The following is a 22919-nucleotide window of genomic DNA, read 5'->3' on the forward strand; positions in this document are numbered from 1 at the left end:
TTTAAATGAAATCCATGCTAATTTTTCTAATAAAATGTCTTTTAATCTTTTAAGATAAAAGTTGAAATTTTGTTAATTTCTTATCGAATTTAGTAAAGGCAATTGAGATTTTATAACTAAATTGGTTGTATGATAACAAATCCTGATGTACTTATTATTGGAGGAGGCTTAGCTGGTCTGGCAAGTGCTCTACACCTATCCAAAAAAGGATTGAAGGTAATTCTTATCGAAAAAAATACCTATCCAAAACATAAAGTCTGCGGTGAATATATCTCAAATGAAATCCTTCCCTATTTATTTTGGCTGGATATCGATGTTAGGGAACTTCATCCTACCAGTATTTCAAATTTTGAATTTACAGCACAAAATGGCAAAACGGCAAAAACGAGGCTTCCTCTAGGCGGTTTCGGAATCAGTCGTTATGAATTGGATCATTTCTTATATGAAAAAGCAGTTGAAAATGGCTGTAGTATTCTAACGGAAACCGTAACCGATGTTTCGTTTGAAAATGACATTTTTACTATAACTACTGCTCAAGAAACTCTTTCTGCAAAAATAGTTTTAGGCGCTTACGGCAAAAGATCCAATATCGATCAGGTTTTGTCCAGAGATTTTATTTCTAAAAAATCTCCGTGGTTGGCTGTAAAAGCACATTATAAAGGAAATTTTGAAGAAAGTCTTGTCGCTTTGTATAATTTTCAAGGTGGTTATTGCGGGGTTTCTAAAGTAGAAAATGATGTTATAAACATTTGTTATTTAGCCGATTTTGAGACTTTTAAAAAATATAAAAATATAGAAGAGTATCAAAAAGCAGTACTTTATAAAAACAAAAAACTGAAAGCCATTTTTGAAAACAGCACTTCCCTATTCGAAAAACCATTAACCATAAGTCAGATTTCGTTTGATAAAAAAGAACCGGTAGAAAATCACGTTTTAATGATTGGAGATACCGCGGGATTAATTCACCCCATGTGCGGCAACGGAATGGCAATGGCGATTCATAGTGCCAAAATTGCATCAGAATTGACCTTGGATTTTTATTATGGAAAGATTGAAACCCGAAACGAATTTGAAAGCAAGTATATTCAAGAATGGAAAAAACATTTTAGCAAAAGATTATTTTTTGGACGACTGTTAGCCAAAGCATTAACGCATAAAAATTTGACTTATATCATGACAACCGTTGCAGCATCAATTCCTGCCTTGCTTTCATTCATTATAAAACAAACGCACGGCCGACCAATAACTATTGAATAAATGAGTGTAAATACCAGATATAGAACAGAAGAAATTGAAATAATGGATGATTTTTCGCTTCAAAGCGAAGAACTGATTGGCGCGTTAGATCAAATTGCTTCTATCAATCAATTACTTGGTGGAAATAAATTGACGCTTCACGGCATAAAAGAACTTTTAAAAAAAACAGATACTTCCAAAACCATTACGATTGTCGATATCGGATGTGGCAATGGCGATATGTTGCGAATGCTTGCCAAATATGGAAAAAAACGTAATCTTTCCTTTAAATTGATTGGTGTTGATGCCAATGCTTTTACGATTAATTATGCAGAAAGATTGTCTAAAGATTTCCCGAATATAGAATACCGCTGTATGGATATTTTTAGCGAAGATTTCAAGCAACTGCAATACGATATTGTTTTATGTACACTTACACTGCATCATTTTACAACCGATCAGATTGCAGGAATAATGAATGTTTTAAACAAAAATGCATCAATAGGAATTGTCGTAAACGATCTTCACAGAAGCAAATTGGCTTACCGATTATTTGAATTGATCAGTGTTGTTTTTAATCTCAATACAATGTCGCGCAACGATGGTTTGATTTCTATTTTAAAAGGATTCAAAAAGAAAGAACTGGAGTATTTCTCCAAAAAACTAAATCTAAAAAACTATACCATAAACTGGAAATGGGCTTTTCGCTACCAGTGGATAATTACTAAAATATGAGTGTTAAGATCATCACAGCTGTTAAACAGTTACCGCAATATTCCCGAACGACCGAAGAAATACTTCCGCTGGTAGACGTATGGCTTGAAGGTCAGGAAGAACGTTTTATCAAAAAAGTAAAAAAAATATTTGAAGGCGCTTCTGTAGATAAACGTTATTCTATTATGGAACCTTCGGAGGTTTTTACAGCTACTTCATTTGAAGAAAAAAATGATATTTACAGCCGTGAAATGATTGTTCTCGGACATCAGGTTCTTGAAAAAGCTCTCGAAAAAACAGGTTGGGATCCGCAGAGTTTGGATTATATTATCACCGTAAGCTGCACCGGAATTATGATTCCTTCGCTTGACGCTTATCTGATTAATAAAATGAAATTAAGACAAGATATTGTCCGTCTTCCCGTAACCGAAATGGGGTGCGCTGCTGGAATATCTGGAATTATTTATGCGAAAAATTTCCTAAAATCAAATCCTGGAAAACGTGCTGCAGTTATAGCTGTAGAATCACCAACTGCTACTTTTCAGTTAAATGATTTTTCAATGCCGAATATTGTAAGCGCTGCGATTTTTGGAGATGGCGCTGCTTGTTGCTTATTATCTTCAAAAGAAGAAGATGCTGGCCCTGAAATTCTCGACGAACAAATGTATCATTTTTATGATGCTGAACACATGATGGGTTTTAAACTCACCAATGGTGGATTGCAGATGGTTTTGGATATTGAAGTTCCAGATACCATTGCATCTCATTTTGGCGATATTATTCATCCGTTTTTAAAACAGAATAATTTAGAAATAAAAGATATTGACCACATGATTTTTCATCCTGGAGGAAAAAAAATCGTGACAACGGTTGAATCGCTTTTTGCTGGATTGGATAAAAATATTGACGATACAAAAGAAATCCTAAAACAATATGGCAATATGTCGAGCGCGACCGTTTTGTATGTTTTAGAAAACATTATGAACCGAAATCCCAAAAAAGGAGAAAAAGGTTTGATGCTAAGTTTTGGTCCGGGATTTTCGGCACAAAGAGTTTTATTACAATGGTAATTTGAAAGCTTATGAAACTAACTGATATCTTAAAACCACTTCCATACAGCGAACCTTTTTTATTTGTAGATGAATTGCTTCACGCAGATGAAAACGGTGTAACAGGAACGTATACTTTTAAAGAAAACCTTGATTTTTATAAAGGTCATTTTAAAGGCAATCCCGTTACTCCAGGCGTTATTTTAACTGAAACAATGGCTCAGATTGGAATGGTTTGTTTAGGAATATTTCTTTTAGGAAATGAACTAGGAGAAAATACTGTAATCGCGTTTACATCAGCGGATATGGAATTTTTGAAACCTGTTTATCCTAATGAAAAAGTAACCGTGACTTCGGAAAAACTGTTTTTCCGTTTCGGAAAATTAAAATGTAATGCAGTAATGAAAAATGAAGCAGGACAAGAAGTTTGCCGAGGTGTTTTGGCTGGAATGATAACAAAAAGGTTATGAAAAAACGAGTTGTTATAACAGGTCTCGGAGTTGCCGCACCAAATGGTGTTGGTATTCCTACGTTTACTCATGCGTTGCAAAACAGCATTTCGGGTATTCGACATGATGCTCAGTTAGAAGAATTGCAATTCTCCTGTCAGATTGCAGGTCAGCCACAAATAACGGAAGAGTTGAAAGCGCAGTATTTTACAGAACTCGAACTTCGTGGCTTTAACAGCACAGGAATTTTATATGGCGTTATTGCAGGTTTGGAAGCTTGGAACAACGCTGGATTACCTTTAAACGAAAATCCAGATTGGGACAGTGGAGCCATCTTCGGAGCTGGAACTTCTGGAATTGATAAATTTCGCGAAAGCATTTATAAAATTGATGAATTGCAAGTTAGAAGATTAGGTAGTACAGTTGTGGCTCAAACGATGAACAGCGGTATCAGTGCCTATCTCGGCGGTAAAATCGGATTAGGAAATCAGGTTACGACAAATTCTTCTGCCTGTACAACAGGCGCCGAAGCTATTTTAATGGCTTATGACAGAATACAATCTGGACAAGCAAAACGAATTCTTGCTGGAAGTACTTCCGACAGCGGGCCGTATATTTGGGCTGGATTTGATGCGCTTCGTGTTTGTTCTTCAAAATTTAATGATAAACCCGAAGAAGGTTCAAGATCCATGAGCGCTTCTGCTGCAGGATTTGTTCCTGGAAGCGGTGCTGGTGCTTTTGTGATTGAAGATTTGGAAACAGCTCTAGAACGCAACGCTGTTATTTATGCTGAAATTCTTGGTGGAAATATCAATTCAGGCGGACAGCGCGACGGAGGTACTATGACGGCTCCAAACAGTACAGCAGTTCAAAGATGCATTAAAACGGCAATAGAAAATGCTGGAATCCATCCGAATGAAATTGACGCTATAAACGGGCATTTGACCGCTACAACAAAAGATAGTCTCGAAATCGAAAACTGGACAAAAGCTCTAGAAAGAAGCGGTTCTGATTTTCCCTATATCAATTCATTAAAAAGCTTAACTGGACACTGCTTAAGTGCTTCGGGAAGTATCGAAAGTGTTGCTTCTGTATTGCAACTTCACGAAGGATTTTTGTTTGGAAATAAAAACTGCTCCGATCTTCATCCTGAAATTGAAGCCTTAATTGATCCTTCAAAAGTGCTTTTAGAAACTATAAAAACCAATCCTAAAATAATTGCTAAAGCCAGTTTTGGTTTTGGTGATGTCAATGCATGTATACTATTTAAAAAATTTGAAAACTAAAATGGACAAAAAAGAACTTATTGAAAAATTGAAAGTCATTATAAAGCCTTTTACAACAAACGAAGAAGCATTTGACAATCTTACCGAAGAAACTGATTTTATTAAAGATCTTAATATAAATTCGGCAAATCTAGTTGACATTGTATTGGATATTGAAGAAAATTTTGACATCGTAATCGACAATACCGATATGGAACGTATGCTTGATGTAAAAACGGCTGTAGAAATTATAGAGACCAAACTAGCCCAAAAATGATTGGCAACGACATTATAGATCTTGAGCAGTCCCGCATTGACAGTCGATGGCAACGAAAAGGTTTTATAGAAAAACTTTTTACGATGGAAGAACAACAGTCAATATCCGATTCTCATGAACCAGAAATTATGGTATGGCTCTTCTGGAGTATGAAAGAAGCTGCTTATAAGATTTATAACCGTCAAACCAAAATACGAGAATTTATACCTAAAAAACTTTCTTGTACTTTAGATTTTCTACAATCAAATCAAGCAACGGGGAAAGTGATCTGTAACGAAAATGTATATTACACGAAAAGCATTATTTCTTCTGAAAGCATTCATACCATTGCTGTAAACGTTCTTGAAAATATAAATCGAGTAATTGAAGTTCAAAACAAAGAAATTGTAAAAAACGAAAATGGTATTCCGTTTCTAAAAACGGCTCATACACTTCAGGATATTTCAATCAGTCATCACGGACGTTTTAAAAAGCTTGTGATTATTAAAAATTGAAAACCTTTATAAAAAAACAAAAGCTGTCTTAAATTTTAAGACAGCTTTTGTTTTTTTAGTATTAACTAAAATCAGTTATACTTTCTAATTAAAACAAATATTTAAATTTTTTCAATTAGCAGTTTCACTTCTTTTAGGCCCGAAGGTTCCAATTGATCTGTAGAATTTACTATTGGAGGATAGGAAAAAGTCACTCGTTCATTTTCGGGAAGTTGTGAATCATAAATCATTCTGTTTGTCAGTGCATTTGCAGTACGTATTTCTAATTTATTCTTTCCTGCTTTTAGAAATTTTGTAATGTCCAGCTGCCATGGCGAACACCATATTACTCCGCAATCATTCCCATTTACGAGTACCTGAGCCACAAATCCAGGATTATCAATTTCAATATTTACCTTTTTACCTTTTGGTTCAATCATTATATTTTTTTTGTAAACCGCGGTGCCTGAATAATATTTTATTTTAGGGTCTACAAATTCTGTCCAATCCTGAAGATGTGGAAAAGTGACAGTACCCGCACCACCTTTCTTTTCATCAAAATAAACTTCCCAAGATCCGTCAATTAAACGAGTTTCAGCTGTATTATTTGTATTAAAAACAGGAAGCTTTTCAAATGTATCATTTATGAGAATACAAAAAGATTCACGACCCTTTAAAGACAACTGAATTGCAAGTTTACCATTAGCTACTTTTTCTGTTGATAATGCATAACGTTTACCTGTTATCAAATCCCAGAGTTGAGCATATTTCCCTTTTGTGGAAAATGAAAAAACATTGTTTTCAAGACTATCTTTGTGATTGTCGATAAAATACAAATCAGCATCATTGAGTTTGCGATGTATGAAATAAATATTTCTTTTTTTGCAGTCAGATTCCTTTAGAGAAATATCTGGATCTATTTTGGCAGATTGTAATGCTTCAGCAAGAGTTCCTCCCCAATAAACGGCTCCTTTACCTAGACTCTTCATACCTTTATTTTTAGTACTCGTTCCCCACAATTTATCTGTCAGATCTTTATATTCTTTTTCTTTTCCAATATCTCTGCCTGATTTAGAACAAAGTGGTTTTGGTCCGTAAATTAAACCTCCATTTTCGACTATAGTTCCTATTTTTCTTAGCGCATCTAGTGTTATATCTCCATTTTTTGGAAGTACCATCATTTTATATGCAACTCCATCAGATAGAACTATACCGTCTTTTTTACCTTCCATTCTGGTTAGTAGCGCATCGGTTGTAAAAGCATCAAAATCAAATCCACCAGGTATATCGGGTAAACGATTTGTTACAATTTTGACAGGAGCGTTTTCACCAAGATAAACACAGAGAGAAGCAGTTGATTTTCCTAAACGCATGAGATAAGAGCTACGCGCCTGAAAATCCCAAAAAGGACGACTGTAGTCCCACCAAGTATTGTTTCTATTAATTGCATATTGACGTCCGCCTCCAGTACTGCCCGGAATTTTATCCATCCAAGGCTGATACGCCGAAGCACAGATTACAAATTCATTAATTCCGAATGCATAGGCATAATCTGCAAGTGATTTAAGATCTGACAAGGAAGTCGAGTATTTAGCATCTGTAAATGCTTCACCTGAAGCAATTTTTTTCCCGTACAAATGCGCCGCCGATGAACTTTCTTTTATATCATAATTACCATCAGGATGTATTACCCAAAATTCTCCCTGCGGTTTTTGCACTCTGCCTTTAGCCTGAATAGGATCTCCATTAATACATAAAGCATTTCCTATTGCCTGAGCAGTAAATGTTAGTCCACGAGATCTCGCCAACTTGTCAAATGTTCCATAATAATTGTCCGATATCAAATCGGCAATATTTCTTCTGACATCAAACAAAAAACCATCCGATTTCTGAACATCATCTACCACATAGCCCATCATTGCTGGCAAATAAACTAAAGGATTATAACCTCTTCTCGATTTAAACTCATTTATAAACTCATCTGTCCAATTTTGTGCACCAGCTTCGTGACTGTCCATCGCTATACCTAAAAGGTGACCACTATGCGAAATCTCCAATGAATCTGCTATAACTTTTACATAATTATTCCAATGAATTTCTGCCGCTTTTACTGAAAGTTTATCACATTCTCTTCCTATTAAATTTGCTCTACCATGTTTTGTAGAAGCTCCAGTTGGCTCGTAAGCAAAACGCATTATCATCCATTCTCCTTTAGGAACATCCCAGTTTAGATTGCCCTGAGTATCCATCTTATCCGTTAGGTTTATAATTTTTGTAGCGTCTATTACCTCACTAGCATTATATTGAGGTGTTTTGTCTTTTTCAATATATTCGCTAAAAAGCCCCGCTTTTTCCTCATACTGATCAAGTTTTGCAGCAGAATTTAATACTATCGAATTCAATAAAAGCTCCTGATTCTTTTCTGATTCTTCCCACCAATCATGTAAATGGAGTCTATAGTATCTTGATTTAACTGCCTTGAATGATACTGTTTTTTGTCTCCAGCTTTCATGAGCTTTATAAATTGGTTTCAGGTCACAGATTCTTTCATAATTTTTACCATCATAGGAAACTTCAAGGTTTCCAAAATCTGGGAGTACTCTATATCCTGTCCCAATAAATGTATCTCCAGATTCTCCAGGTACATTAGTCGCACTTGATGTAGCCTTGCCTCTTGGCTGCATTTTGTAAGTAATGCTACGAGCTTCAAAATCTTCAGAGAATTCCATCGTAATGTATACTCCAGAATTATTTCTTTCAATTCTAGACACATTATTAGAATAAGGATCAAAAAGTCTCCCTGTATCAATACTTTTATCTGTAGAAGTAATTTTTACATTTTGAGAAAAAGAAGATTTACCAGCTCCTTTCTGTGCGGGAAACGCTAGAACAGCAACATCTTTAAAAAAATTGTACTTATTTTGAGGCTCAGGTAGTTTTTCAGAAAAATGTTTTCCTCCCTTGACCAAAATTTCTGTTGCAGTCAGACGTTTCATACCAGTTTCATTGGTAATCCAAGGACCTCCGGCAACATATCCATTAGAAATATGAAGTTCAAATGTTAGACCAACTCGTTTGGCTTCTGAAGCTGCAAATTTTAGCATTTTCCACCATTCAGAAGAAAAACCTTCTAAGGCATTAGTTGCTTTTCCATGGCTTTGATCGTAATAAACTACTCCACCTATTCCTGCTTTTTTAAAAGCTTCTAAATCTGCTGTTATCCCTTCTTTAGTTGTTTCTGTCTCTCCATGAAACCACCATACTTTGGTTCTTGTACTATCCTGAGGATTCTGAAATCCAAAGAGGGCTTCTTTTACATTTGATTGTTGCCCAAGCGCACAGCAGGAAATGATACAAATACAAAAAAATGAAAATAGACACTTAGAATACATTTTTATGGAAGTTATTAGTATTAGACAATTGTTGAGCATCATTACCAAATATATCTAATTACTCTTTTTAGCCTGTCATGTAGTATCCTGTATTCTTTTGTAAATGTTCAATTTATGAGTTTTTTTGTGTATCGTTATTTCAAGACGAGACAATAAAAACATAAAAAAAGCTGTCTTAAAATCTAAGACAGCTTTTTGTTTTCCTAAAACTTAAATTATAATCCTTTAAAGATAACAGCGTGATTTTTTTCTAATCTCAATATTGAATTCACGCTTTTACTTGTAAAAGTTTTGCCTTCTGAGCGTTTTACATCTCCTTTGTACTGCATGATAAAACTAACATCATTCTGACTAGAAGCGAGAACTCCGTCTTTATAATAACTTGCTGTACCTTTTCCTGTAAAACTAACTTTATAGGTTTGTCCGTTTTCACTAACTTTAAAAGTACCACTTGTTGGTCTTATGCTTACACCGTTACTTACAGACATTCCGCCTTTTGCGGCATTGATGTTTTTACCTAATAAGGATTGTCCCCATTTTGTATACGTGTAAACCAACGCTTCCGAATAACCTCCATACGTATAATCTCCTTTGGCCAAATTATTTTGAAGTGAAGAAAACATTTCGAAGTACACTACTGCTCCATCTTCCTTATCCGAAATTGATTTTGATTTTAGAGAAAAATCGATGTTGTAGGCATTCCCTCTAATACCATAATTTTCAAGAAATCCTTGAGATAATTCTACCGTTTGACTTCCAATTTTTAAATATCCTTGATTTACATTAGCATTTTCATCACTTTCACCATCACTTGAACAAGACGACAATAAAGTAATGAAAACCAGCACTAATAATTTGATGCTATTATTCATATCTATAATGATTTATTTTTTAATACTGATGAATTCCGTTTTAAATAAGGGATGAAAGACGAAACTTTCATCCCCTAATTTTAAAAACTTATTTTACTATAATTCTCGCTGACAATCCTGTTTTCAAACTTTTGATAAAGTAACTTCCAGCAGCTAAATCTGAAGTAGAAATTTCTGTTTCTAGTCCATACAAATCAACTTGTTTTATAAGCAGACCATTTATACTAAAAATGGCTATACGATCATTATCAGTGCTTGATTTCAAAGTCAGCTTACCAGATGCAACCGTTGGAAAAGCATAGAATTCTCCCAGCTTTTTCCAGCGTCCATAAAGCGTAAAGTTTTCTTTTTGTGTTGTACCAAAAGCGGTTACTTCTTTTCCGTACAAAGCATCTGCATACCAGCCTAAGAATCGGTAACCTGGACATTGAGCTTCTTCTAAAGTGTAAGTTGTTCCTGTCTGAACACTGGTTTTATTAGCATTTATAGTTCCCGCAGGTAAATTCAAATAAGAAAGTGTATAAAATGTCGGTGGAATTACCTCATCTTTTTTGTTATTTCCTCCAACTCCCCAAAAAGCATAAAAAGTTTGATTTCCTGTTGCTGTAATAGCAATTTCTTTAATTGAATTTGGAGTTGTTGCAGAAGTTGACCATCCAAAAAAAGTATACTCTTTTAAGGTTGGAATTGGTAAGGTCAATGCTGTCCCTTCGGTATATTCTATTGGATTTAAACCTGAAATGGCTTTACCATCAATAGAATTTAGGTATGAAACTGCAGATTTTACAATTGGTTTCGGGTCTGGTTTGTTGTTTCCTCCTTCTCCCCAGAAAGCATAAAATACCTGATCTCCTGTAGCAGTTGCCAGAATTGTTTTTAATAATCCTGGTGTGGTTGCTGTAGCCGACCAACCAAAGAACGTGTAACCTTCTAATTTTGGTGTTTTTAAGTTAGTTACGGATCCTTCCATATATTCCGTTGGAGAAAGTGTGATGGCTTTTCCATCAATAGAATTTACATAACTGATCTTAGAAAATTTAGCATCCGCTTTTAACCATCTTGGATCTCCCAAAGCTGTGCCTTCTAATGAAGCTTTTGCCAAAGGAGAATTTTTAGAGAAGCTGAAATTTCCTTGCGCTGGATTTGGATACACAAGTGATGTTAATCCTAAACCTATCAAAGTCTTAACATTAGTTTCGCTAACCGTAACTGTTCCTTTAACCGTTTGAGAAGAAACTCCAACCAAAAGATTATTGTCTAAAACTACTTTTCCTGCTCCATTCGCATTGTTAGAATTGAACAGATAAATCGGTTTTGGATTCTCACGTTCGTCCTGAACAATGTTATTTTTGAAAGAAAAAGTAGATGCCGTATTGTATTGATTGTCGACATAAACAAAGCCATTTCCAGTTTGTGTTCCAGCGTTATAAATCGTATTGCTTTCAAAAGTAATGTTTACCGTTTCTGTTGCAGCATTTTTATTTTGCAGAATTATAAAATTATTTCCTTTTTCATAGTTGAAAATAGTTGAATTCTTAACCGAAATCGAGTTTACAAGATGCGAATCGGGTTGAATAAAACTTCCTCCAGTTGCTGCACTTCCATCAATAATACAATTTTCTAAAACAATTTTTGAAATAGGATTTTCAGTAGTTCCTTCTGCTACTAATAAACTTTGTTTGATTCCTTTTATAGAAGCATTTTTAATTTCGAAACTAGATACACTTGCTCCTTTTTTCAATTGAATTACATTGGCACCAGCATTTGTTAAATCGAAATCAACGCCAGTAAAACTAAAGCTCCCTGAAACAATTTCTGGATTTTCTGAAGAGAATGATCCCGCAAAAACAGGTTTTGCATTTTCATCAGGAATAAAAGTATATTTATGATTCTTAACAGCAAGATCTGTAGGTGTAGTATAAGTACCGCTCGCCATAATGAATCTTGTTCCGTTTTCTGCTGCGTTGTATTTTTCAACAAAATTCTGCGGATTTACATAAACATCTAAACTCCCATTTTGGTTCTCTGTAATATGATTTACAATACTGTTGATGTAAACCTCAACGTTCGTATATTTTCCGTCTAATGTTTTTAAATTACCATCAATAGGATTTTGTGGATCTAACTTTCTTTCCTTTTCCCAAGCATCTGGCATACCATCATTATCTGTATCTACAGGTGCTTCTGCAGTAGGAAGTTCTGGCCATCCACCAGCAGCTGAAGGAGTATCAATATAACCGTTTGTACTTCCGTTACCACCATTCATAATTGTTGCAGCTCCAGATCTTGTATCCGTAACTGCTCTTTTATCTACAGCATCTCTATACAAACTTGCTCCCGCATAATCTAAAACCAATTCGTAAGCTTTAGTTGCTGTATGTGTGGTAATTTCACCTGGATTGTGCGGTTGATCAATTTTCATTGCTTTTTTATCATTTTCACTTACTGGAAGCTGACTTCCATGAAACTGATTGTAAACTCCATAAGTCCAGTTATCTTCTGTAGCTCTTGGTGAACCGTTTACATAATTTCCGTCTACGAAAAATTTACCCCAAATATTATAAAGTGTAGATGTTGGGTCTTGATTTCTTCCTGTTGAAAGAATACGTTCTTTAGTAGAATTAGATGTTCCAGGTCCTGGTTTCCAATAATTGTTTACCAGATTCACATTCATTGCATCTCCACCATAACAGCTATTTCCTCCCCAGTTATAAATAACATTGTTACGTATATCTAACAATCCTTCTAAAGGTACCGTACGCCCAGCATATTCGCCAAGTCTTGGATTTCTACTGTCATGATGCGCTAAAAGATTGTGATGGAAAGAAGCTTTTAAACCTCCCCAAATTCCACCATAACCATGTGCTCCTTTATCGTGAACTGAATTTTTAAGACTTTCAGATATCACGCACCATTGCATTGTGAAATTTTTATTTTCGTAGAATGAAGCACATTCATCTGTTGACCAGCTCATCGAACAGTGGTCAATAATAATATTTTGTTGGAAACGTCCTCCAAGTGCATCATTTTCCACATTATGCGTATCTCCCATTCTAAAACGTAAATAACGCAGAATAACATTATTTCCTCTTACTTTAACATTGTAATCTCTAAGTGTAATACCTCCGCCTGGAGCTGTTTGACCAGCAATAGTTATATTGTCTGTAACGCTTAATTCACTTTCCAATTTAATTGTTCCAGAAACTTTAAAAACAACAATTCTAGGTCCGCTTTGGTTAATCGCTGCGCGAAGAGAACCCGCACCCGAATCATTAAGATTGGTTACATAAATTAGCTTTCCACCACGGCCTCCTGTAACATATTTACCATGTCCTTCTGCTCCAGGAAAAGCTGGTGTATCATCTGTACCTCCTCCTGTATATTCTCCAGTAACTTCAATTTTACCATTTCCATCAAAAAATGAAGGATGTGATGTTTTATCATAAGATCCTGTGCTAAAAACAACTCCATTGATTGTTAGCTTTTGAACGTTTAATACCGTATTTAAAACTGCTTTCCCATTTTCTGTAAAATTCATTTTCAACTCTGATCCTGCAGCTCTTTCGTGACTAAAAATCACAGAATTATTCTGCCCAACATTAATAGTTGCTGAACCAAAAGCACTTGCAGAAGCTCCTTCAATTACCGTTGGATAACTTAGATCTGGAAATTTGGTGCTTTTTTGAGTCAAGTCCCAAGTTCCAATAAACTCTGTGTTATCTCCTTTTAAAAGTAAAACTCCAGTATTATCAACAGTTCCCTGACCAATATTCATGGGTTGAATAACACCGCTTCCAGAAACTGGTCCGCTTAATGTCATAGTAGTTTGATTGGCAATCCCTGACATCATTTCGAATTTTACATTTCCTGAAATAAGTATTGGCGCTTCTAAAGTCATTCCTGCTCCGCTTGTATTGTAATACACTCGTGTACCTTCTTTAAAAGTCAATGTTCCCGAAGCTTTGTGAGCACCTCTTAAACGAAGTGTTCCTGCGCCAGAAAAAGTCATATCAGCAGGAAAAACGGTTCCTGTTGTTTCTATTTCTTTGGTACAAGAAACAGTTTTACCCGCCACTGGCATTTCCGCCGGATTAAAATTGGCGCCGTTATCCCAGTTTTTATTTACTGCTGCTGTAAAATCATAATCAAAATTACTTGGAGGAGTTACTTCGTCAGGTTTATTATTTCCTGCTGTTCCCCAGAAAGCGTAAAAAGTTTGATTTCCTGTTGCAGTTGTTACAATTTCTTTAATTGAATTTGGTTGTGATGCCGAAGCAGACCATCCAAAAAAAGTATAACCTTTTAAAGTTGGTACTGGCAAAGTCTGCAAAGTTCCCTCGGTATATTCTATTGGAGTTAATCCTGCTAAAGGCGCATTATCAATAGAATTCAAATAAGTAATAGATGATTTAGTAGCTCCTCCATTAATTGACATCGAAATAGTGCTTATATCACTTAATCCTCCGTATTCGTTTGCTGCTTGAATGGTATAATTAAATGTTCCTGCTGTTGTAGAAGCATCTAAAAAAGTAGGCTCTGTAGTAATAGCCAAGATTTTACCGTCTTTGCTAATTACATAACACATCGCGTATTTATTCTCATCCCATTTTAAAGTATTCTTTTCTGAAACAACAAGGTTTGCTGGTTTTGCCACTTGTTCTACCACAACACGCGGATCCCATTTATCTGTGCCGCTTAGAACATTTTCTATTGTAAATTGATCGGCCTGTGCTTTAGTTAAAACTGGATTGTAGTTTCCTGTCTGTGCGACACCATTTACATTAAATATATTGGTTCTGTTATCTGTATTAACGGCAATTCCGTTTCCGTTTACACTATTGTATTCTGCAAAAAGTGCTGGTACTGTCCCCATACTTGCCCAACCTGCTGTGTTTGGCTCATTAATCATTTTGGTGTTTAGATAAACTGCTCTTGGTGCATTTTGCCAAGGACGTCCTAAATAATAGCTTGTTGCTGCGGTAATCGTATTGTTATTAAAAATATAACCGTACTGCGTAGCGGTATCATGATTTGGTGCTACAATATATCCTGAAGCAACCGAAACCAATTTACATTCTTCAAACCAGTGCGTTCCGCCTCCACAAATAAAATCAACATCTCCTTCTATTGTCGATTTATAATAAAAACTTCTTTTTCCTCCTGTAACTTGAGTATCTTGTTTACTTCTAAGGCGAACTCCGTTATAAACGTTTCGATCTCCTGCCGGATTTAAAGCGGGTCTTTGTCCAGAAGTTGTAATTCCGTCTTTATGTTCGATCGTTACATTTTCCATGTACAAATCATTCGCTTCGATAGAAAGAACGGCATTTTTAATTCCCCATCCTGGATTTCCTTGTAGAATTACTTTGTCTTTGGATTGTGCAATCAAAGAAACATTATTCTTTCCTGTTGGAAGTTTCAACACAATATCCTGCGGATTTGTTCCGTCTCCACCCAAATTATAAGTTCCATTTGTAATCAACACCAAAAATCTGGTTGCCGAATTATTAGGAGCGGCATTAAAAGCTTCAGCTATTGTTTTTACATATTTTCCCGAAGCAATTTGATCAGCCGTTGCATCGACATCTACAATTAAATCAAATTTACGTTTTGTTGGAATTGGCTTTTCCATTGTTTTAAAAGACAAAGTAAGCGCCGGTCCATCGTTTCCAGAAAGATCTTTTACAAATCCTGCCGGAAGCGTAAAAGTATATTGCTTGTTATATTCTAATCCGAAATAACTGAATTTTACTGTTTTGTTTACAAATTCTGCCGTTAGATTTTTACTATTTAAAACTGCATTTCCTGTTCCAAATTGAACTTGCTCGTTATAATTCAGAATGATGCTTCCATTAGCAGCGACAGAACCTGCGGCTTCAGATGGAAATGAAGATTCTAAAACTGGTGGTACTGCATCTGTAACCAAAACCTCATCGGCTTTAATCATTACATTAGATAAAATCGTAGCCGTTACATCAATTGCAGATCCATGTTTTGGTCCGTTGATATTAGGAAACCATCTTAGATATATTTTTTCTTTTCCTTCTGCTTCAGCAGGAAGAATTCCACCGATATTAGTAATCGTATTGGTATTGATTGTTGTTAACGAAGAAACATTTACAAAGTTTACTCCATCTAATGAATATTGAAACGTCCATTCATCACATCCGTAATAATAGCCTAATAATCCTGATGCAACATTGATATTTTTATACCCCACAGTAGAAAGTGTTGTCATAAAATAATAGAAATTTCCTCTTTCGGTATTCCAAACACAAAAACCATTTTTTCCACCTCTGTTTTGAAGTCTTACGTTTGGCGCAAAAACATTATCTGCTACGTTATAAGCAAATAATTGTGGTTTGTTTTCTACTTTAGAATACAATTCGGCTACTCTTGGATTCGCATATTGATCATTTTTAAAAGTCCATCCCGCAATAAAAGTCTGATTTGCGTAAGTTCCTGTAACGGTTTTATTTTCATTCATCACTACAGAAGTACTTAGCGAAGTTGAACCATCAGACCAATTACTGAATTTTATAATATCATTTTCAACCGCTGTAATCATCACGTTTGTACCACTTTCATAAACAGAAAATGCTCCGTCTTTTCCTGCTGGAGAAATCGTGTAATCTCCCAAACCAAAAGCTCCATTTGTAGTAACGTTTAAGGTATAAGTTCCAACCGCATCGTATTGTGCGATTAATGTCGCATCTGCATTAATGGTATAAGTCAAAGGATTGGCTGTTGAAACCACGGCTCCTTTATCATCTACCCATTGTTTAAAATTGAAACCAAAATTTTTATTGGCTGTTAGTTTTATTTCTGTTCCTTTAGCAAATGTTGTTCCGGCTGGATTAAGCGTTACAGTTCCAGAAGATACCGGATTTACATCTACAGTAAGTTTGTGTGTAACGGCATTTGGGTTATCTGTTACTTTCTCGAGATAATCGAGGTTAAATAAATATCCAGTATTAGTTGGATGCTTAAAAACCAAAACTAAGTCATAAGTTCCTGTCGTGGATTGAATTGCCGTAGAAAACTTCTTATAATCAGTAAAACTTGTACTTCCTGAAACTGTAGCGGTTCCAATTAAAGTTCCTGTTTCTGATCCTAATCGGAGTTCAATAGTTCCTCCAGTTGCTCCCGCTGCCGCGATATCGAAGCGAGTTACAAATTCGGTAAAATTAATGGCATTGAATTTAATCCATGTATTATTTTTAATATAACCTACGTTTCCTCCTCCCGAAAGAGAAGCATTCGTTTCGGTTCTAGCTCCCGAAGCCTGATTGAACTTTTCGGCTTCAATTCTCTCAATAGTTTGAGAGTATCCCATGACTGTAAACAGTATGAGGAATAGATAAATAAAGTGTTTTTTCATTTGGTTTAAATATGGTTTTAGTTAGTAATAGTTTTCAAAAGAGTTTTTTCTAGTTTCTTAAACTCTCTTGATAGTTTGTCATTTTTTAAATTATTAATGTTTGTACGCGGATGATACGGATTCGTTGCAACGAAAACGCGGATAAGAACGGATTTCATTTAAAATAAAAATCAGCGTAGATCAGTGTCTCTGCGAAAGCAAATCAGTAAAATCAACGTTCTAAATATCTTCTAATGTTTTATTTAAAAACTTTACTTAAAAATTGATCTATGTATTGAATTGTCGGTTCAAACCAAGGATTGAAAAGACAAAATGTATGGGGAGAATTCTCAAATTCGTGAACTTCAGAATAGATTCGGTTTTCTGTCAAAACTTTTCTGAAATCATCTCTTCCTGCATGCATTCTCGGAATGGAACTATTGATAAATAATGTTGGCGGAGTTGAAGCGCTTACAAAAGTCAAAGGAGAAGCCACTTCCCAAAGTTTTGGATTGTCATACATGGAATAACCAATCCACTGCGCACTTGCTCCAAAATTTTTAGTGTCTTTTATTTCACTGCTTTCGGGATGCACAAACGATAACGTTCCGTCGATATCAATTATAGCATTGATTTGAGATTTCGAATTTGAATTAGTGATTTCTCCTTCAAACAAAGGCATGTTTCCTGTTACGCCTATAAAAGCAGCTAATTGTCCTCCAGCAGAAAATCCGAGAGAAACAATCTGATTCGGATTTACATTATATTTTGCTGCATTTTCCCTTACCCAGCGAATAGAAGCTTTAAGATCATAAATTGCGGCAGGAAAAAGTGCTTCTGTTGAAAGTCGGTATTCTGGTGTAAAACAAACATACCCCAAACTTGCTAATTTCTGCGCCATTTGATGGTGCTGTTGCCTGTTTCCCGAACGCCATCCTCCACCATGAATAAGGATAATGGCGGTTTGTTTTTCTTTTTTATTTTTATTGAAGAAAACATCGAGTTTCATTTTACGTTTTCCGTAACTGCAATACACAATATCGTTCTTTTGTACAACAGCATCAAAATGCATTTCAGGAACCAAAGTCGTGTTTGGAAAATGCTTTACTGTTTTCTTGAAAGCACTTTTATTATTGAAAGAAGTATCTCTAACGGGAGTTAGCCCTTCCAAATATTGCGCGTTCATCTTTTGAAGAAATAAGATGCAAACCCAAATAAACACAGCTTTTAATTTTTGGTAATGAAACTTCATATTATGATTTGTTTGAGATGTTTTACAATTGAACATAATTTAATTTAAACACATAGAGACATAGTTTTTGCAAGACGGTTAAAGGCGTTTCACTTGTTTTAATACACATCGTGACAATGAATTATAAACTAGTTTCTTTCAAATTTGCATACTATCATGTTGTCTTTTCTGTTAGTTAACCACTTTCACCTCATTTTTTATAGATTCTAAAACTTTAAGATCTTTGTTCAGTACTAATTTCTTTCCATTTGTTTTTAATGAAATATCTTTTGTTTCTAAACCACCAACCCAAAACATCTGATTTTCTCCAGTAGATTTAAGTCCGTCCAAACTCACATTTTTGCTGTTTGAAAAACTCACTGCAATTCCGGGTTTGTCTAATCTTAAATCAAGGTTTTTAAAAGTGATTTTACTAGCATAATTTAACTGAACTCCGACATCTGAACGGATGATCATATTTTCAAATTCGATATTGGTAACTGGCATTTCTGGAATTCCCATAATTTTTAAAGCTTGAGACGCTCCGTTTACAGAAATGTTTTTGAAATACATATTTTTAAACGCAGGTGTTTCCTCTGTAATTGGCTCTTTGGTAACGGTTACTTCTCCCGTTTCCTTATCTTCAGACAATGATTTTCCGAAATAGTATAAGTTGAAATTGATAGCGTCTGTTGGAATATTATTCATACGAATGTCTTCCATCCAGATGTTTTCTACCACTCCGCCACGACCTCTAACCGATTTAAATCGAAGTCCGCAATCTGTTCCGTTAAATGTTAGATTTTTAGCGTAAATATTTTTAACACCGCCAGACATTTCGCTTCCAATGGTAAATCCTCCGTGTGCGTGATACACTACACAATCCGTAATTACAAATAATTCTGTTGGTTTTGCTCGATCTCTTCCTTCTTTATCTTTTCCAGATTTGATACAAATGGCATCGTCACCAACATCAAAACGGCAATTAGTAACGGTTCCAATTCTACAAGATTCTAAATCTAAACCGTCTCCATTCTGAGAATACCACGGATTACGAATCGTTAAGTTGCGCAAAGTAAGATGTTCACACATTAACGGATTGACATTCCACGCAGGAGAGTTTTGAAAGGTAACGCCGTCTAAAAGCAGTTTTTTACAATTCACCAAACTTACCATAACGGGGCGAAGTGCTTCTTTGTAAGGTTCCATGTTTTCTATAGTTTCTTTTTTAGGAAGTTTATTTTTCTCTTCGCTTCCCTCATAAGCTCCTTTTGATGGATACCAAATTTTACCGTCTTTAGACAAAACACCGCCAGAATTAACTAAATCATTCCATTGTCCAGAAGTCATTTTACCGATTTTAACAGGTCTCCATACGGCGCCGTTTCCATCAAAAATTCCCTGACCAGTAATGGCAATATTTTCTAAATCAACTCCCATTATTGGAGATTCGCAACGAATGACTTTATTTCCTTCAAAATAAGATTCTATCAGTTTGTACTGTTTTAAATCGCTTGTAAAAGATACAAAAGCACCATTTTGTGTATGAAGATTTACATTGCTTTTTAGTTTTATTGGTCCAGTTGTCCAAAGTCCTGCGGGAATTACGACAACACCTCCGCCCGATTTAGAACATTTTTCGATAGCCGAATTAATAGCGTTTGTGCAAAGTTGTTCGGTATTTGGAACTGCTCCAAAATCAATAATATTTAACGTATCACTTTTGAATTTCGGAATTTGTACTTCTGGCATTTTGAAAGGAATTTTCAAAGATGTATCAGTGTTTTTTTCTACCACATTTGAACTCCCTTTCTTTTGACCCAGACAAGAAAAACTTGTGAAAAGAAATGCTGTGATCAGAAGAGTGCTTTTTATTTTTATCATAATCCATTGTATTTTTGAAACATTATTTTTTGTCTAGAAACTTTTGCAATTCGATACCAGCCAGAATATAAGGCCCAACAGCTTTTGCATCGTCGTCTCTGATAGGTTCAGAAATATAATATTCGAAAGAACCGTTTCTATCTTCGGGATTTTTACCTCCTAATCCTGCAACGGCACAACATTTTGTAATCGAAATGGTTCCGTCTGCATTTTCTTTTATAAATTCTTTCTGAATTCCGTTAAAACCTTTTTGTGCAGATTGAAGGAACTTTTTACCCACATAACCTTTGTTATAGGCTTTGGTGAAAGAATACACAAACATTGTAGAACAAGTTGATTCCAAATAATTTCCTTTTCTTCCTGGCTGATCCATTACTTGCCACCAAACACCTGTTTTAGAATCTTGTGCTTTTAAAACAGCACCAAAAACTTTTTGAACGATTTTGATTAAATCTTTTCGTTTGGGATGATTTTCTGGAACAAAGTCTAAAATATCAACCAAAGCCATACAATACCAGCCTTGTGCGCGTCCCCAGATATGTGATGAAGTTCCGGTAGTTTTATTGGCCCAGAATTGTGCACGTTTTTCATCATATCCATGAAAATTCAAACCTGTTTTAGCATCAAAAGTGTGTTTCTGAATTAATTCTACTTGAAGAATAGCATCGTCAATTGCTTTTGGATCATTGAAAACTTGTCCGTATTGTGCAGAAAAAGGATCGGCCATATAAACGCCATCCAGCCACATTTGCCACGGATAACTTTTCTTGTGCCAATAACCACCATCAGAATTTCTTGGATGTCCTTCTAATTGTTTGTGCAATACATCCATTGCGATTTTATATCGAGAATCGTTGGTCTTTTTATAAATATCAAAAAGTATTTTTCCAGAATTTACAAGGTCAAGACTGTATTTGTCTATTTCGTATCCACCTTGTATATTTCCATCTTTATCAATTAACTGTTCAGCATACGAAAGTCCGTAATCCCAATATTTCTGATTTTTAGTGTACTCATACAATTTCTGATTGGCAAGCGCCACCAAACCATTTGTATAATTCCATTTAGGATATTTTACACCATCCAAAAACACTGGATTAGGAACACGTTTCTGATCTGAATCCGCCATTTTTATTGCCCATTCAATTGGAGCTAATTCTTTTTTATCTGCTGATTTTGATTGTCCGAACGAAATCAAACCAACGAACAAAGCACAAAAACAATATTTGATTTTATATGTCATAATTTCTTAATTTTCTTCGACTCTAAACCAATCGTAATCGGCGTAACTGCTATCGTTAATAATTTTAGATCCCATTGCAAAAAGTCCGATTTTAGCACCAACCCATCTTCCTGCGCTAGGTTTAAATGATTCTCCAAGCTTTTTAAAATTCTTTCCATCCAAACTGTAATAAAAAGTAACTCTCGCATCAAAAGGTTCTTTGTTCTGAACCATTTCTACTTTGGTACGTAAAATCACTTCTTTTTTATTTACAGGAATTGATGCTACTTCTTTCTCTAATTCTTTAGAAGTTCTAGCACTTTTTAAAGAACGCTGTACCAAATTCAAATTGCCCATTTTATCCTGTTCAATAGCGATATAACCATAATCTTCACCAAATACAATCAAACCTGAGCTACATACTCCTGCATCTGGATTATTTTCGAAAGTCAATTTTGTTGTTGTGGTAAAATTGGCTCCAGGAAATTTTTGCAATAACAGATTCGGCATCATCCACATGGTTTTAATTCCTTCTTTTCTCGGAATACAATTCAGACGTAAAAATCCAAGATTTGCAGATGACCAGCCCCAATGTTCCGCCGGATCTTGATTCGCTTGCCACTGCCATTGTAATCCAAATTGATGACTATTAAACTCATCAGAAGAAATTAATGGAGTTGCTGGATAATTTTTGCCTACGTTTGGTTTAGTCCATTCCATAACAGGTTCTCCAATTCCGTCTTTATTAGCATCTTTTCCCATAATTGGCCAGCCGTCTTTCCAAGTTACAGGTTGCAAATGAACCACACGCCCATAAGCCCAACGATCCTGAAAGTGTAAAAACCATCCTTCACCGTTTGGCGTTTCGACATAACCGCCTTGATGTGGTCCATTAACTGGTGAATCACCTTGGTTTAAAACCACTTTAAATTCATAAGGTCCCCAAACATTTTTAGAACGCATTGCTAATTGCCATCCTGGTTTTACACCTCCCGCAGGAGCCATAAGCCAGTAATAACCTTCGCGTTTGTACATTTTTGAACCTTCTACTGTAGTATGTCCTTTATGACCATCAAAAACTAAAGAAGGATTTCCGATTAGTTTAGTACCGTCTGGTGCCATTTCAGATAACATTAAAACTGTTTTTACATTGGCTCGACTTCCAGCAAAAGCATAAGATAAATACGCTTTTCCATCTTCATCCCAAAACGGGCAAGTATCTATAATTCCTTTGGCTTCTTTTACCAAAACGGGTTCTTCCCAAACGCCAGCTGGATTTTTAGTTTTTACCATATAAATACCGAAATCAGGATCTCCCCAATAGATAAAGTATTCTCCGTTATGATAACGAATGGATGGAGCCCAAACACCATCGCCGTGACGAACCGTACGATAATGTTCTACAGGAAACTGATTTTGTAATGCATATCCAACCAATTCCCAATTTACAAGATCTTTCGAGTGAAGAATAGGGAGTCCAGGAATACTATTAAAA

14 protein-coding genes are annotated in these 22919 nt (G+C 35.4%); 7 read left to right on the forward strand and 7 right to left on the reverse strand.

Annotation, left to right across the window (positions count from 1 at the left end; all coding sequences use genetic code 11):
• The first annotated feature begins 129 nt into the window (after nt 1–129).
• The 7 genes from VGE71_RS11625 to VGE71_RS11655 are packed head-to-tail and all read left to right on the forward strand — an operon-like array spanning nt 130 to nt 5484.
• Nucleotides 130–1257 carry an NAD(P)/FAD-dependent oxidoreductase gene (locus tag VGE71_RS11625; RefSeq protein WP_331138480.1) on the forward strand — a complete coding sequence of 376 codons (1128 nt, stop codon included), beginning with the start codon at nt 130–132 and terminating at the stop codon, nt 1255–1257.
• Nucleotides 1258–1971: a methyltransferase domain-containing protein gene (locus VGE71_RS11630; RefSeq protein WP_331138481.1), complete on the forward strand. Its 714-nt coding sequence runs from the start codon at nt 1258–1260 to the stop codon at nt 1969–1971.
• Nucleotides 1968–3020, forward strand: a complete 1053-nt coding sequence (locus VGE71_RS11635) for a type III polyketide synthase (protein WP_331138482.1) — start codon at nt 1968–1970, stop codon at nt 3018–3020. The genes VGE71_RS11630 and VGE71_RS11635 overlap by 4 nt, the downstream gene beginning before the upstream one ends.
• 11 nt (nt 3021–3031) lie before the next feature.
• Nucleotides 3032–3469, forward strand: a complete 438-nt coding sequence (locus VGE71_RS11640) for a 3-hydroxyacyl-ACP dehydratase FabZ family protein (RefSeq protein WP_331138483.1) — start codon at nt 3032–3034, stop codon at nt 3467–3469.
• Nucleotides 3466–4734 carry a beta-ketoacyl-[acyl-carrier-protein] synthase family protein gene (locus VGE71_RS11645; RefSeq protein ID WP_331138484.1) on the forward strand — a complete coding sequence of 423 codons (1269 nt, stop codon included), beginning with the start codon at nt 3466–3468 and terminating at the stop codon, nt 4732–4734. The genes VGE71_RS11640 and VGE71_RS11645 overlap by 4 nt, the downstream gene beginning before the upstream one ends.
• Before the next feature lies 1 nt (nt 4735).
• Nucleotides 4736–4990 (forward strand): acyl carrier protein, encoded by a 255-nt coding sequence (locus tag VGE71_RS11650; RefSeq protein WP_144212303.1) that lies wholly within the window; start codon nt 4736–4738, stop codon nt 4988–4990.
• Nucleotides 4987–5484, forward strand: coding sequence for a 4'-phosphopantetheinyl transferase superfamily protein (locus tag VGE71_RS11655; RefSeq protein ID WP_331138485.1), 498 nt, complete (start codon nt 4987–4989; stop codon nt 5482–5484). The genes VGE71_RS11650 and VGE71_RS11655 overlap by 4 nt, the downstream gene beginning before the upstream one ends.
• 101 nt (nt 5485–5585) lie before the next feature.
• On the opposite strand, the gene VGE71_RS11660 is transcribed toward VGE71_RS11655, so the two are convergent.
• The 7 genes from VGE71_RS11660 to VGE71_RS11690 form a co-directional block, all read right to left on the reverse strand.
• Nucleotides 5586–8855, reverse strand: coding sequence for a glycosyl hydrolase (locus VGE71_RS11660; protein WP_331138486.1), 3270 nt, complete (start codon nt 8853–8855; stop codon nt 5586–5588).
• A 215-nt stretch (nt 8856–9070) separates the two neighbouring features.
• On the reverse strand, nt 9071–9727 hold the full coding sequence (locus tag VGE71_RS11665; protein WP_331138487.1) for a hypothetical protein: 657 nt from the start codon (nt 9725–9727) through the stop codon (nt 9071–9073).
• 88 nt (nt 9728–9815) lie between these two features.
• Nucleotides 9816–17108 carry a pectinesterase family protein gene (locus VGE71_RS11670; RefSeq protein WP_331138488.1) on the reverse strand — a complete coding sequence of 2431 codons (7293 nt, stop codon included), beginning with the start codon at nt 17106–17108 and terminating at the stop codon, nt 9816–9818.
• Between the two features lie 238 nt (nt 17109–17346).
• Complete coding sequence (locus tag VGE71_RS11675) at nt 17347–18273, reverse strand: alpha/beta hydrolase (protein WP_331138489.1); 927 nt, start codon at nt 18271–18273, stop codon at nt 17347–17349.
• 237 nt (nt 18274–18510) lie between these two features.
• Nucleotides 18511–20202: a glycoside hydrolase family 28 protein gene (locus VGE71_RS11680; RefSeq protein WP_331138490.1), complete on the reverse strand. Its 1692-nt coding sequence runs from the start codon at nt 20200–20202 to the stop codon at nt 18511–18513.
• Nucleotides 20203–20224: 22 nt separating this feature from the next.
• The gene (locus VGE71_RS11685) at nt 20225–21445 is read right to left on the reverse strand and encodes a glycoside hydrolase family 88 protein (protein WP_331138491.1); all 1221 of its coding nucleotides are present in this window, start codon (nt 21443–21445) and stop codon (nt 20225–20227) included.
• A gap of 6 nt (nt 21446–21451) precedes the next feature.
• The coding region (locus VGE71_RS11690) for a glycoside hydrolase 43 family protein (protein WP_331138492.1) at nt 21452–22919 on the reverse strand (1468 nt) is incomplete at its 5' end.

The sequence above is a fragment of the Flavobacterium sp. genome, assembly GCF_036405015.1.
In the GTDB taxonomy this organism is placed as follows: Bacteria; Bacteroidota; Bacteroidia; order Flavobacteriales; family Flavobacteriaceae; genus Flavobacterium.